This window comes from Candidatus Methanoprimaticola sp. MG2 (assembly GCF_047501175.1).
Lineage (GTDB): Archaea > Thermoplasmatota > Thermoplasmata > Methanomassiliicoccales > Methanomethylophilaceae > Methanoprimaticola.
The window spans coordinates 70,074-84,290 of sequence record NZ_JBEQWH010000007.1; the positions used below are offsets into that span (position 1 = coordinate 70,074).

The following is a 14,217-nucleotide window of genomic DNA, read 5'->3' on the forward strand; positions in this document are numbered from 1 at the left end:
GCTAACATTTTAAGTAAAGCATGAATCCAACCTCCGATGACAATGAAGGGGACCAAGGCTCTAGTCACAATGCTCGAGAGGAAGGGTGTCGAAACCATATTCGGATACCCCGGCGGAAGTGTGATTCCGATATACGACGAGCTGTACGACTCGAACCTCAGACATGTCCTTGTCAGGCACGAGCAGTGCGCCGCTCACATGGCGGACGGGTATGCGAGGGCGAGCGGGAGGCCAGGGGTGTGCATCGCGACCAGCGGACCCGGTGCGACCAACCTCGTGACAGGGGTCGCGACCGCGTATGCGGACTCGATTCCGATGATAGCACTGACCGGACAGGTGGGCGTCGGATCCCTTGGCCTGGGAGCGTTCCAGGAAGTCGACGCGTACAGTCTCCTCATGCCCATCACGAAGCACAACTTCAGGGTCCTCGACGTCAACCGCCTCCCCCACGCGATCAAGGAGGCCTGGATGATATGCCAGGACGGAAGGCCCGGACCGGTGCACATAGACCTCCCCGTCGACCAGATGAACTCGTCCGTGGACGAGTCCCTGCTGGACGAGGAGTACTTCATCAAGCCCCGTGCCGAGGACCTCAGGGACCTCGACGAGGCCATACAATGGATCAGGGATGCCAAGCGCCCGGTCATCCTCTGCGGAGGCGGGGCGGTAAACGCCGTCGACGAGGTCATGGCCCTCTCCATGCGCCTCGGGGCCCCCGTGGACGTGACGCTCATGGGGATGGGCATAGTTCCCTCGTCGTACGAGCTGAACATGGGTCCCCTCGGCATGCACGGAAGGATGTCCGCGCTGACCATGATGAACGACGCGGACCTCGTGATATCCGTCGGCAGCAGGTTCTCGGACAGGACGTACGGGAAGAGGTGCAGGATGCAGGACCCCCACGGACGCGTCGTCCACATCGACACGGACGCGACCGAGTTCGGGAAGCACGGGCATCAGAGCGCCGACATACTGTGCGACTGCGGGAAGGCGCTGAGGATCATCCTGGACCGCCTCGGCACGACCTCCACCGTGACCGACTGGAGCGAGAGGGCGAAAGCGGCCAAGAGGAGATGCTGCTGCGACATGACGCTGGACAACGTCCCAATAGCCCCGCAGACGGTCATGCACGAGCTGAACAAGTTCATCGACAAGGACACGATAATAACCACCGACGTCGGACAGAACCAGATGTGGGCGATGCACTATCTGAACATCGAAAGGCCCCGCCAGCTCCTGTCGTCCGGGACGTTCGGCACGATGGGATACGGACTGCCGGCGGCCATAGGCGCCAAAGCGGCCAGGCCCGACAAGAACGTGATAGCGATCACCGGGGACGGAGGGTTCCAGATGGTAATGCAGGAGATGACCACATCGCTGGCGGAGGATCTGCCGATCACGGTCGTACTCCTCAACAACGGGACGCTCGGCATGGTCAGGCAGTGGCAGAAGCTGTTCTGGAACGAGAGGTACTCCGCCACCACCCTGAAATGCGACCCGGACTTCGTCAAGATGGCGGAGGCCTTCGGGGCGGAGGGCATACGTGTGGAGAAGCCGGGGGAGATCGCTGATGCGCTGAAGCAGGCCAAGGACTGCGGCAGGAGCTGCATCGTGGAGATAATGTGCGATCCCGACGAGCATGCGCTCCCGATGGTCCCTGCGGACCCCAAGGCCGACATGGTCATGGGACGCTGCGGATTCGGTGCGTGAACCGCGTCCGTGGACATCAGAACGCATTAATCGTTGGTCGTCGGTCGGGTCATCATGGATCTGGAGCAGTCGGTTCTGAAGAGGATAGTCCCCACGCCGGAGCAGGTCAGCTCCATCCAGGGGAAGGCGGACCGCCTCAAGGGGATGGTCGAGGAGTACGTCAGAGCCCGCGGCATAGACGTCGAGGCCAGGTTCGCAGGCTCGTTCTCCAAAAACACCTACCTCTCCGACCCGGACCTGGACATGTTCCTCATGTTCCCTCCCGAGATAGATCCGGAGGACCTCAAGAGGATCGGCCTGCAGGCCGGCGAGGACATCCTCCACGGGGAGAGGATGTTCTCAGACCACCCGTACACCCGCGGGAAGTTCGAGGGGGTCGACGTGGACATGGTCCCGTGCTACCGTCTGGACAGCACCGAGCACCTAAAATCCGCGGTGGACCGCACCCCGTTCCACACCGCGTTCATAAGGTCGCATCTGACCGACGAGGGATGCGACCAGGTGCGCCTCCTGAAGAAGTTCATGAAAGGGATTGGCGCATACGGCGCGGAACAGGACTCCAGAGGGTTCTCTGGATACCTGTGCGAGCTCCTCGTCGTGAGGTACGGCTCGTTCAGGAAGGTCCTCGAGGCGGCCGCGAAATGGAAGGAAGGCACAGTCGTGGAGATCGAGGGCAGGGGTCCGTCCATGACCGGAGCCCTCGTCGTGTACGACCCCGTGGACAGCAGGAGGAACGTGGCGTCCGCCGTCCATGTGGACACGCTATCGCTGTTCATAGCCGCATCCAGGAGCTATCTGGAGGAACCGCGCGAGGAGTTCTTCTTCCCCCGGCCCAGGACCCCCCTGTCCGCGGAGAAGCTCTCGAAGATGACGGAGTCCCACGGATCCAGGCTGGTGACCCTGGTGTTCGAGAGACCGGAGGGGATCGAAGACAACCTCCAGTCCCAGCTGTGGAAGACCCAGTACGCCGTCCGGAAGAAGCTGGACGAGTTCTCGTTCAACGTCCTGCGCGCGGTGCACGGCATGAGCGATACCGAGATGGCCGTGATGTTCGAGCTGGAGGACGACAGGCTGTCCAAGACCCGCAGGCACAGGGGTCCTCCCGTGTGGGTGAAGGCCGAACCGTTCCTAGACAAATGGAAGGGCAGCCCTTACGGGGAGCCTTTCATAGAAGATGGGGCATGGGTCGTGATAGCGGAGAGGCCCTACGAGAGCGCCATGGATATGCTGGGAAGAGAGGTCGCGATCTCCGGGATCGGGAAGGACCTCGACACCGGCACCATGAGGATACTTGACCACGACATGACGCTGGCATCCGCGGACCCCGCACTGATCGGCGAGCTCCTGGACCCCAGACTCCCGTGGGAACGCTGACCGAACAAAGGCTTTATCTACCGAAATGCAATCGGCGGAAGCGCGGGTCTGTGGGCTAGCTTGGTATACTTGTGGCTTTGGGAGCCATTGACTCCGGTTCAAATCCGGGCAGACCCACCTTTCCACGACTACTTATCCGACGGGATGACCGACCGCTGACGGATCGGTCCCGTACGCCTCGTCCCGATCGCTAATGATCCTGCCTCGCTCGTCGTCCCTTCCCTCCATGTCCTTCGGGATGGTGATGGTGACGTCCACCAGGTCGCCCTCGGCCACTCCGAGCATCTCCATGTAGCTCTTGAGGACCGTTATGTAGCGGGCGTTCCCGCGCTTCGTGATCTCTGCAGGGAACGTTATCGATGTCCTTCTTCTCTCGGCCATGTTATCTGTGAAGAATCTCCCGCACATCCATCCGTATAACCCGTATATAATATGTATCCTGTGTATCAATACTAACAGAATAATCCGCTGAAAATCACATAATGATGACACCTGGTCTCATATTCGCCAGAGTCGTCAATCTCGATTCCTTGCTAATGGCAATCAGGCATTTGTCCACCGCCATTCCAGTGCGAAAGGCCGTCCACGGACGGATGCAAGGGAAGATTTATGCAATTGGTTTTTAAATGCACATCCCAATCCGATCGCATGAAGAAAGACAACGTCAAGTTGATGGCGGTCTCGGCCGTCATCATCGCCGTCATACTTCTGGGTTCATGGATCTACATGGACGGGGACGATGGTTCGTCCGACTATCGTGAACCGACCGTCGGTGACCTGAAGGAACTGGAATCCACCAAGGATGGTGTCAAGAGCACCATGAGCATCAGGATCCTGGCGGAGTGGGAGGACAAGTACCTCATACAGTGGACGTCCGAGGACGGGACCGTGACCAATTTCATATCGGACGACCCCTCGGTCGTCGGACCCGAGATGAAGAATGAGTATGACATGGAGAAGGTGGGAAGCGAGACGATCGACACGCCCTTCGGAAAGAAGCACTGCGATGTCATGTCATACAAGATGACCGGAGAGGACGGGACCGTCATGGACTGCCTCGCATGGTACGGCGGGAAGGTCACGTACAAGGTCGAGATGACCTCCCCCGACGGAAGCACCACATCCGTCATACTGAAGTCGTCCACCATCCTCGGAGACGCCCCGGGCGACGCGGAGGACTACGGGGTCAGGACCACCTTCCAGGCAGGCGACAGGATCGGATACCGTTCGACCTCGTCCGGCGAGTTCCCGGATGGGAACTTCATCAGCGAGTTCATCGTGAAGTCCGTCGATCCGACGACCTCCGACCTTCTGATAGACATGCAATACGGACAGGCGACGTTCGAGGATGTGCCGTTCACCGATGATGAACTCAGGCAGTTCGTGTTCAAGGACGATGCCGACACCCCTGTGAAAACAAAGATGTACACCTGCATCGGCGGTCTGACGGATGCGTGGGTGACCACCGAGACCGAGACCATCGACGGATCTACGACCAAGACGACCACTTGGACGAGCTTCGACGGACTCGTCTTCGCGAAATACATCGAGGCGTACGAAGGGGACGAGCTCGTTGGAACATCCGTGATAACACTGGACCACTGCACGCTCATAGAGACGTTCTGATCCAACGGGCCGCCCCGTGGACGACGGGTCGGCCTGTAAACCCGTTTTTACATCCGTCCGACTGCGGACGATGCCGATGCAAACATCCTCATCGTGTCATCAATCTGATCTTATGCCACATGGATGGTCCCCCGGGCACCCGACCTCGATGTCCCTGACGACCGAGGAGTACAGTCTGAACCCTCCTGCAAGGTGGTTGCACTCGTACCCGTTCTGCTCCAGTACCCTCGCCGCGATGTAGCTGCGGAGACCGCTGTGACAGACCAGGCACACCGGCCTCCCTTCCGGGATCTCGGAGATCCTGTCGCGGATCTCATCGACAGGGATGTTGACCGTGCCGTCCAGATGCCCCTCCGCGTACTCCTTCGGGGAACGCACGTCCACGACCGTGACGCCGGGATCCGCGACTTTCCCGTCCAGCTCGTCCCAGAAATACTGGCTTACTAGTCCGCTCATGACGTTCATCGCGACGAACCCCGCATAGTTGACCGGGTCCTTGGCGGAGGAGTACGGGGGCGCGTACGACAGGTCCAGCTCAGCCAGGTCATCAACGGTCATACCCGCATGGATCGCCGTGGCAATGACGTCTATGCGCTTGTCCACTCCCTCGTATCCGACGATCTGCGCCCCCAGGACCGTCCCTGTGACGGGATCGAACAGCAGCTTCACGGACATGTTCCGGGCACCCGGATAGTATGTGGCATGTGACGCTGAGTACGTGTAGACCTTGTCGTATCCGATGCCCGCATCCTTAGCCAGCCTCTCGTTGAGGCCAGTCGTCGCCACCGTCATGTCGAAGACCTTGATCACCGATGACCCGAGGGACCCCTTATACTCCGAATCCCCTCCGGCGATGTTGTCCGCGGCGATCCTCCCCTGCCTGTTGGCAGGTCCCGCCAATGCGATGTTGGAGGGAACATCGGAGACGAAGTTGGACACCTGCACGGCATCCCCGACCGCATAGACCGACGGGTCGGAGGTCCTCATGTGGGAGTCCACCACGATGGCCCCCTTCACCCCGAGATCCAGGCCCGCATCCCTTGCTATGCCTGTGTCCGGAACGACACCCAGCGCCACCACGGCCAGGTCCGCATCGATCCTCTCCCCGCTCCTCAGGCACACCTTCAGTCCGTCCACCGTCTCGAAGCCCTCCAGCGCATCGGACAGAACGAGCCTGATCCCGTGCGAGCGCAGCACATGATGAACGTCTGCAGCCATGTCCCTGTCCAACGGGGGCAGGACGTGGTCGGACCTCTGGACCACCGTCACGTCGATGCCCATGTCCGCCAGGTTCTCGGCGACCTCCAGTCCTATGTATCCGGCACCGCACACGACAGCCCGCTTCGGGGAGTCCCGCTCCACGATGGAACGCATGGCAAGGGTGTCCTCCACCGTGCGTAGGGTCATGACACGGGGATCGTCGATGCCCGGTATGTCCGGTCTGATGGCCCTCGCTCCGGGTGACAGAATCAGGAAATCATACGGCTCATCGTACTCCGAGCCGTCCACGGTGCTCCTGACCCTGACAGTCTTCGCCCTGCGATCTATGGAGACGACCTCGCTCCTGACCCTGGCATCAACGTTGAACCTGGCGGAGAACGATGCGGGCGTCTGCAGAGTGAGCTTCCCCTTGTCCCTGATGACCCCGCCGACGTAGTACGGGAGTCCACAGTTCGCGTACGACACGTATCCCGTGCGTTCCAGCATGACGATCTCCGCACTCTCGTCCAGCCTTCTGAGCCTGGCCGCTGCCGATGCTCCGCCAGCGACACCGCCCACGATGACGACCTTCATGGTGCCGTATCGATAAACGGCGTTAAAAAGTCAACACCTCTCATCGTCGCCGCATATGCGGGACCATGCCTTGGCGCATTCCACCGCGTTCGACCAGCTCCGCAGCCTCCTGGCCCTCTCGTCCACATCCATCGAGGGGATGAACTCGCGGTCGAGGATCCAGTTCCTACGAAGCTCGTCGACGTCCTTCCAGAAGCCCACAGTCAGGCCCGCCTCGTACGCGGCACCCAACGCCGTCGACTCTATGACCTTCGGACGGAGGACCCTTATGCCCGTTATGTCCGCGAGGAACTGGCAGAGGAAATCGTTGGCACTGGCACCCCCATCCACGCGGATCGCCTCGGTCTCCCCGCCGTGGTCGCGCATCATGGCCCCGACGACATCGCATGCCTGGAACGCGATCGACTCCAGCGTCGCCCTGGCCAGATGGTTCCTGTTTGTGCCCCTCGTCAGACCCATTATCATGCCGCGGGCCCCCTGGTCCCAGTGCGGGGCCCCCAGACCTGTGAATGCCGGCACGACCGTGCACCCCCCGGTGTCCGGCACGCTCTCGGCCATCCTCTCGGTCTCCGCCGACGCCTCCACGATCTGCAGCTCGTCGCGGAGCCACTGTATCGCCGCTCCCGCGATGTATATCGAGCCCTCCACCGCGTAGGACACGGAATCGTCCGACGTGCGTGCGACCGTGGTCAGGAGACCGTTCTCGGACAGGTCCGGCTCCGGCCCTGTGTTCATCAGGAGGAATCCTCCGGTCCCGAACGTCACCTTCACGTCCCCTTCGGACAGACATTGCTGTCCGAGGAGGGCCGCCTGCTGGTCGCCCATGGACCCTGCGATCGGGACCCTTATCCCGAACACGGCCGGGTCGGTGTATCCGAACACATGCCCGGTCGGATGCACCTCCGGGAGTATGTCCCTGGGAACGCCCATGATGGACAGGAGCTCGTCGTCCCAGTCCAGGGTGCGTATGTTGAACAGCATCGTGCGGGATGCGTTGGAATGGTCTGTCGCATGCACCCTTCCCCCTGTGAGGTTCCAGATCACCCACGAGTCGACGGTACCCGCGACCGCCCTTCCCGCGGCAACGGACTCTGACACCCGAGGGACGTTGTCGATCATCCATCTGAGCTTCGTCCCCGTGAAGTATGGGTCTATGTGGAGTCCGGTACGGCGGAAGATCCCGTCGTCCAGACCTTCGGCGATCAGTCCCTCGCAGAAGGATGCCGTCCTGCGGTCCTGCCAGACTATCGCGTTGCACAGCGGCGTCCCGAGGTCGCGGTCCCACATCACTGCGGTCTCCCTCTGGTTCGTCACCGCCACCGCCACGCATTCGGACGGGTCGATTCCCGGACGGGAGAGGAGATCGGACGTGGTCTCCCTGCATAGAGCCCATATCTCGGCCGGGTCGTGCTCCACGAGGCCGGGCTCGGGATACATCTGCCTCAACTGGCGCTGGGACACGCCCAGCACCTGCCCCTCGTGACCGAAGAGCATCGCACGGACGCTGGTCGTGCCTGCATCGATGGATAGTATGAATCTCATGGTCACCCTTCGTAGACGTCGTCCAGGGAGATCAACCGCACATCGGGATCCCCTTCGGCGACCCCTCTCAGCTCGGACGTGAATCCGGACCCCGAGAACAGATGGTACATCTTGCCGGGACCGTCGACAGCGCTTGCGCGCTGCACCAATTCGTCGAGCTCCCTCCTGCCCATGGGCTCCCCGTAGAGCCTGCATCTCGCGACCAGCATCCTCTGGGCACCGCCTTCGTTGACCGATGCCAGGAAGTCTATGACCTCGTCGACGGTATCGTCGCGCCTCCTGAGCTTCCCGACGAACCTGTACTCGAAGGACCTCGTGACGTGGTCCATGCATATCGCCTTGAACTCGCGCTCCATGTACGCATCGATATCCTGCTTCGCGAAGTCGTAGGCGCTCTCCGGCGACTCGAACTCCACCACGTGCGTGTACCTGTAGACCACCTGGTAATAGAAACGGATGAGGTTGCTGTTGATCGCATAGACCGCCCTGCGGGATATGCCGGAGGACACCTCCTTCCTGAGGATCCCCTTGTGCTCCATGTCCTCCACCATCTTGGAGCAGAACGATGCACTGATCCCGGACCTGGAGGCCATGTCGCGGATGCTCTCCGCGCCGTCCGCTATCGCCGCGAGGATCTTGGAGCAGTTGCCGGTGGTGGCCATCTCCGTGGAGACCAGCCCCTCCACCTCGAGGGAGAACACGGACATGTGGTCGAATATCTGCGTACGGACGACCTCATCCGGGTCCTGGGACCGGAACAGGTGATGGTATGCCGGGGTCCCTCCGACGATCGCATAGACCTTCAGATGCTGCAATGCCGTGTACCCCGGATGGAATCCCTTGCAATCGATGTAGCTCATCGGCTTGAGCTCGAGGTTGTAGTAGAAGCGTCCGAAGACCGAGTTGTCGCTGTCGCAGACCAGCAGGAGGATCCTCGTGCCTCCCATCTCGCGCGTCATGAAGTTGCGGATGTACGGGTTGATCTCCTCGAAGTTCTCAGTCAGGTCGGCCAGACGGTCTATCACGACCACGACCTTGCGGCGTGCACACAGCTTCCTGATCGTGGGGAACAGCTCGTCGATGTCCGAGATGCTCGTGTCGGTGCCACTGAATCTGGAGAGAGCCAGGTTTATCTCCTTCAGATTGTCGCTGCGAAGGCCCTCGGTCCCGGTGATGTAGATGTGGTCCTTGTCACGGGTGAACTCGCGGAGTAGAGCGGTCTTCCCGAGATGGCGACGCCCGCACACCGCACACGATATCGGGACCTTGTCCCAGAGAGCATTCAGGTACGCGAGCTCCTCCACACGCCCCACACAACCGTCCATGGGAAGGGAAATCACGTCACCGCAATATAAGAATCAGTATGGCCAGCAGATTGAAAAGATTCACGACCCGTTAAAGGTTCGCATACTGGATTATGTGTCCACACGTATGCAAAAAGTCACTCTTTATATACTGACCAAATGCCGTACGCTCAGGTCTCACAAACCTGGAGCGAAACATGAACGAATTGCTGTTGATGATGGCTATCCCGTTCGTCGTGGCTTGCATCCTGCTCGTTGTGAAGAATGATAGGGCGCGTGGACTGATCGCAGAGGTCGGTGCCGCGGCGATCATAGTGTCGTCGGTGCTCGTGGCATTCACATACGTCGGCAAACCTCAGACCTTCGAGATATCGAGCGAGATCGTAGATCTCCTGATGTTCGCGATAGAGCTGATTCTTGGAATAATCATAATCTATCTCGGAGTCAAACACAAGAAATATGCTGCATGCGCCCTCGGCGCGATTCAGCTTGTAATGTCACTTGCCTTCGAATTCATATTCAAGGAAGGTATCGAAGTCGAGAACGGACTCTATATCGATGACCTGAGCATAATAATGGTCCTCATCATCGGTATAATCGGAAGTTTGATCTGCGTATACGCTGTCGGATACATGCGGGACTTCCAGGAACATGAGGGAGGGAAGGACCGCAGAAGATGGTTCTTCTTCCTGATGTTCGTGTTCCTGAGCGCGATGTTCGGTGTCGTCCTGTCTAACAACCTGGTATGGATGTTCTTCTTCTGGGAGATCACCACCCTCTGTTCCTTCGCCCTCATCGGGTTCACGAAGACGGAGGAGGCCATCAACAACTCGTTCAGACAGCTCATCCTCAACCTGATCGGAGGCATAGCGTTCCTCGCGGCCCTGATAATCCTGGCGGACCAGGCAGGCATACTGTCCCTGGAGGAGCTTCTGGCCACGCCCGAGGTGTCAGGCGCCCAGTGGATCCTTGCCGCCGTGATGCTCATGGCCCTCGCCGGGATCGTCAAGTCCGCCCAGATGCCCTTCCACACATGGCTCCTCGGCGCGATGGTCGCGCCCACTCCCACCTCGGCCCTGCTCCATTCGTCGACCATGGTCAAGGCAGGAGTGTTCATGCTGCTGAAACTGTCTCCCCTCCTCTGTTGCAACATGGGAGGGTACATGGTGATGACCGTGGGAGGCCTTACCTTCCTGCTGGCATCCATGGCCGCGATATCCCAGTCCAACGCCAAGAGGGTGCTCGCGTACTCCACGATTGCCAACCTCGGACTGATTGTGGCATGTGCGGGCGTGGGTACCCCGGAGGCCGTATGGGCAGGGGTCCTACTCACCGTGTTCCATGCCATAACCAAGTCCATGCTGTTCCTCTGCGTCGGTACCGCGGAGCATCACATCGGAAGCAGGATAATCGAGGACATGGACGGACTCTTCGAGAGGATGCCCAGGCTCGCCATGACGATGATGCTCGGGATAGCGGCGATGTTCCTGGCCCCGTTCGGGATGCTGATATCCAAGTGGGCCGCCCTGACGTCGTTCGTCGATCCCTCCAACCCGGTCACCCTCCTGCTCATCGCATGCATAGCGTTCGGTAGCGCCGTCACAGGGTTCTATTGGACCAAATGGCTCGGCAAGCTCGCCTGCGTGATAAGGGATCAGGAAGATGTGGAGAAGACCGTCAGGATGCAGGAATGGGTCGTTCTCATGTCCCTGGCGGCCATGGTCGTCCTGGTATGTCTCGGATACCCCCTGCTCTCCGACTGGCTCGTCATCCCGTGGATCTGCGACGCGTTCGGCATCGCACCCGCGCTGACCGTCCTGCTGGGCAACAACATGTACCTGCTGCTGATCATGCTGGCGGCACTGATCCTGATCTTCCTCCCGTTCTTCGGCAGGGGCAGGTCTCGCGAGGTCCCGCACTACATGTCGGGAGTGAACATAGACGACACGTCCTACGAGGGGTCCATGGGCGCCACCGTCAACGTGTCCCTCAGGAACTGGTACCTCGAGGGATGGTTCGGCGAGAAGCGCATCGGGGCCATCGGGGAGATCGTCACGGCGTTCGCGATCGTCGTATGCATCGCGGCGGTATGCATGGGGTGGATGCCATGAGCGATTGGACGTTCGCATTGCTCGGGATCCTGTTCATAATCGCGGCCCCTCTGGCGGGATGCATCCTGTCGGGAGTGGACAGGAAGGTGTCGGCGAGGATGCAGGGCAGGCAAGGCCCCCCTCTGACACAGCCGTACCATGACGTGAGGAAGCTGCTCGACAAGGACCGCGTGACGGCGAACCATGTGCAGGACTTCTACGTGGCATGCTACCTGCTGTGGATCGTGGTCACCGGAGCGATGTTCTTCGCAGGGATGGACCTCCTGCTCGTGATATTCACGCTCACGCTCGGAGAGACTTTCCTTGTTCTGGCGGCATACTGCTCCGGGTCCCCGTTCGCACAGGTCGGCGCCCAGAGGGAGATCTACGTCGCCATGTGCTACGAGCCTCTGATCCTGATGATGGCGATAGGGTTCTACCTCGTCACGGGCGGAACCGACGGAGGAAGCTTCTCCGTGAGCGACATCGCATCGAACGGCGAGATGGCCATACTCCCGATGATCGGGATATTCATCGGATTCATAGTCATACTCACCATGAAGCTCAGGAAGTCCCCGTTCGACCTGAGCATGTCCCATCATGCGCACCAGGACATCGTCCGTGGCGTGGCGACGGAGTTCTCCGGCAGGACGTACGCCCTCATGGAGATCGCCCATTGGTACGAGAACATCATGCTGCTCGGTATGGTCGGCCTGTTCTTCGCGAACGGCGAATGGAGCGGTGTCCTGATCGGTGCCGTCGTGGCGGTGCTCGCGTACATCCTGGAGGTCTGGATCGACAACGGCTTCGCACGCATGAGGTGGCAGAACGCGATCAAGGTCGGATGGGGCGCGTCCATCATCCTCGGCCTCGTGAACATAGCGGTCCTGTTGGTGATAGCATGAGCAGCACATCGAAATCCCCATGGATACTGCACTACGATGCATCCAGTTGCAACGGGTGCGACATAGAGGTGCTCGCCTGCCTTACCCCCATCTACGATGCGGAGAGGTTCGGCGTAATAAACACCGGGGACCCGAAGCAGGCGGACATATTCCTTGTGACGGGCTCCGTGAACGACCAGAACAAGAACGTCGTGAAGCAGCTGTACGAGCAGATGCCCGACCCCAAGGTGGTCGTGGCCGTCGGCATATGCGCCTGCAACGGTGGCGTGTTCCGCGAATGCTACAACATCCTCGGAGGCGTGGACACCGTGATCCCGGTGGACGTGTACGTCCCCGGATGCGCGGCAAGACCCGAATCCATCATAGACGGCATCGTGAGAGGCGTCGCCGTCCTTGAAGAGAAACGCTCCAAGATGAAGGAGGTGAACGAACGTTCCAAGAACAAGAATTCCAAGAATTGAACTACGAAACGATACGCGAGAAGGCCGAGGAGCTCAAGGGAGACGGATATCGCATGGTGCAGATCTGCGGGATCACCGGAAGCGGTTCCACCGAACTCATCTACAGCTTCGACAAGGAGTTCAGGCTCCTGAACCTGAAGGTGACCGTCCCGTCGGGGGCGGCGGTCAAGAGCATCACCCCCTCGTACTGGGCAGCCTTCGTCTACGAGAACGAGATACACGACCTCTTCGACGTCGAGTTCGAGGACAGCATGCTGGACTACAAGGGCAACTTCTTCAGGACCGGCCCGAAGACTCCCTGGAAGAGCCAGGATCCCAAGGGGGCGGCCTGATGGGGAAGAGGACGATAGTCCCGTTCGGACCCCAGCACCCCGCGCTCCCCGAACCGGTTCATCTGGACCTCGAGCTCGAGGACGAGACCGTCGTGCGTGCGGTGCCGTCCATCGGATACGTCCACAGAGGACTGGAGAAGCTCGTCGAGATGCGCGACTACCAGCAGATGACATACGTCATGGAGAGGGTGTGCGGCATCTGCAGTTTCGGCCACGGATACGGCTACACCAGCGCGGTGGAGGGCCTGATGAAGGTCGAGATACCGGAGAGGGCGGATGTCCTGAGGGTCGTGTTCCATGAGCTGTCCAGGGTCCACAGCCACCTGCTATGGCTGGGACTCCTTGCGGACGGCATGGGGTTCGACAGCCTCTTCATGCAGTGCTGGAGGATAAGGGAGAAGGTCCTGGACATCTTCGAGGAGGTGACCGGAGGAAGGGTCATCGTATCCTATTGCAGGATCGGTGGCGTGCAGTCCGACATCACGCCCGAGATGGCCAAGAGGATCGTCTCCATGGTCGATTCCATCGAGGAGGACGTCAGGAAGACCGCGGTCGTGTTCATGAAGGACACATCGGTCCGCAACAGGCTGAAGGGGGTCGGCGTGATCTCCAAGGATGACATGATGGACCTCTGCGGCGTCGGACCGACGGCCCGCGGGTCCGGTGTGGACAACGACGTCCGCAACACCAGCGACACGTACAAGGCGCTCGGGTTCTCGCCGGTGCTCTACGACGAGGGGGACTGCCTCGCCAGGTGCCTGGTCCGTGTGGACGAGCTGATCCAGTCCCTAGACATCATCCGCAACGGACTGCGGGACCTTCCTCAGGGAGATTTCCGCATCCCCGTCAAGGGCAATCCGCCGGAAGGGGAGTTCGCGTTCAGGGTCGAACAGCCCCGCGGAGAGGCGTTCTACTACGTTCAGGGGAACGGCACGAAGAACCTGTCCCGCGCCAGGGTGCGCACGCCGACGAACATCAACATACCTGCGATGACCAGGATGCTCCAGGGCTGCGGACTCCAGGACGTGTCGATGATCGTGATCACGATAGACCCGTGCATAAGCTGTACGGAGAGGTGA

General features: G+C 60.3%; 12 protein-coding genes and 1 tRNA gene. 9 read left to right on the top strand and 4 right to left on the bottom strand.

What is annotated here, in order from left to right; all coding sequences use genetic code 11:
• Window positions 1–36 precede the first annotated feature (36 nt).
• The 3 genes from ilvB to V5D86_RS06700 all read left to right on the top strand — a co-directional run bounded on the left by ilvB (window position 37) and on the right by V5D86_RS06700 (window position 3,201).
• Window positions 37–1,710 (top strand): biosynthetic-type acetolactate synthase large subunit, encoded by a 1,674-nt coding sequence (gene ilvB / locus V5D86_RS06690; RefSeq protein WP_414595911.1) that lies wholly within the window; start codon window positions 37–39, stop codon window positions 1,708–1,710.
• A gap of 54 nt (window positions 1,711–1,764) precedes the next feature.
• Window positions 1,765–3,084, top strand: coding sequence for a CCA tRNA nucleotidyltransferase (gene cca / locus V5D86_RS06695; protein WP_414595912.1), 1,320 nt, complete (start codon window positions 1,765–1,767; stop codon window positions 3,082–3,084).
• A gap of 44 nt (window positions 3,085–3,128) precedes the next feature.
• Window positions 3,129–3,201, top strand: a tRNA-Pro gene (locus tag V5D86_RS06700).
• Between the two features lie 15 nt (window positions 3,202–3,216).
• Here V5D86_RS06700 and V5D86_RS06705 read toward each other — a convergent pair.
• Window positions 3,217–3,465: a hypothetical protein gene (locus V5D86_RS06705; protein WP_414595913.1), complete on the bottom strand. Its 249-nt coding sequence runs from the start codon at window positions 3,463–3,465 to the stop codon at window positions 3,217–3,219.
• Between the two features lie 267 nt (window positions 3,466–3,732).
• Between V5D86_RS06705 and V5D86_RS06710 the strand changes: the two genes are divergently transcribed.
• Window positions 3,733–4,710: a hypothetical protein gene (locus V5D86_RS06710; RefSeq protein ID WP_414595914.1), complete on the top strand. Its 978-nt coding sequence runs from the start codon at window positions 3,733–3,735 to the stop codon at window positions 4,708–4,710.
• A gap of 99 nt (window positions 4,711–4,809) precedes the next feature.
• Here the strand turns inward: V5D86_RS06710 and V5D86_RS06715 are convergent, their stop codons facing one another.
• Genes V5D86_RS06715 through V5D86_RS06725 form a run of 3 tightly spaced genes read right to left on the bottom strand, consistent with a single transcriptional unit; the run spans window position 4,810 to window position 9,371 of the window.
• Window positions 4,810–6,504 (bottom strand): FAD-dependent oxidoreductase, encoded by a 1,695-nt coding sequence (locus V5D86_RS06715; protein ID WP_414595915.1) that lies wholly within the window; start codon window positions 6,502–6,504, stop codon window positions 4,810–4,812.
• A 30-nt stretch (window positions 6,505–6,534) separates the two neighbouring features.
• Window positions 6,535–8,046: a glycerol kinase GlpK gene (gene glpK / locus V5D86_RS06720; RefSeq protein ID WP_414595916.1), complete on the bottom strand. Its 1,512-nt coding sequence runs from the start codon at window positions 8,044–8,046 to the stop codon at window positions 6,535–6,537.
• A gap of 2 nt (window positions 8,047–8,048) precedes the next feature.
• Entirely contained in the window at window positions 8,049–9,371 is a 1,323-nt protein-coding gene (locus V5D86_RS06725) for an ATP-binding protein (protein ID WP_414595917.1), read from the bottom strand.
• A 176-nt stretch (window positions 9,372–9,547) separates the two neighbouring features.
• Between V5D86_RS06725 and V5D86_RS06730 the strand changes: the two genes are divergently transcribed.
• From V5D86_RS06730 to V5D86_RS06750, 5 genes are read left to right on the top strand one after another with little or no spacing between them, the layout of a single operon-like run.
• Window positions 9,548–11,461: an NADH-quinone oxidoreductase subunit L gene (locus tag V5D86_RS06730; RefSeq protein ID WP_414595918.1), complete on the top strand. Its 1,914-nt coding sequence runs from the start codon at window positions 9,548–9,550 to the stop codon at window positions 11,459–11,461.
• A complete protein-coding gene (locus V5D86_RS06735; protein WP_414595919.1) occupies window positions 11,458–12,345 on the top strand; it encodes a respiratory chain complex I subunit 1 family protein in 888 nt (295 codons plus the stop codon). Before V5D86_RS06730 ends, V5D86_RS06735 begins: the two co-directional genes overlap by 4 nt.
• Window positions 12,342–12,806 carry an NADH-quinone oxidoreductase subunit B family protein gene (locus V5D86_RS06740; protein ID WP_414595920.1) on the top strand — a complete coding sequence of 155 codons (465 nt, stop codon included), beginning with the start codon at window positions 12,342–12,344 and terminating at the stop codon, window positions 12,804–12,806. Before V5D86_RS06735 ends, V5D86_RS06740 begins: the two co-directional genes overlap by 4 nt.
• Window positions 12,803–13,138 (top strand): NADH-quinone oxidoreductase subunit C, encoded by a 336-nt coding sequence (locus tag V5D86_RS06745; protein ID WP_414595921.1) that lies wholly within the window; start codon window positions 12,803–12,805, stop codon window positions 13,136–13,138. The genes V5D86_RS06740 and V5D86_RS06745 overlap by 4 nt, the downstream gene beginning before the upstream one ends.
• Window positions 13,138–14,217, top strand: coding sequence for a nickel-dependent hydrogenase large subunit (locus V5D86_RS06750; RefSeq protein ID WP_414595922.1), 1,080 nt, complete (start codon window positions 13,138–13,140; stop codon window positions 14,215–14,217). Before V5D86_RS06745 ends, V5D86_RS06750 begins: the two co-directional genes overlap by 1 nt.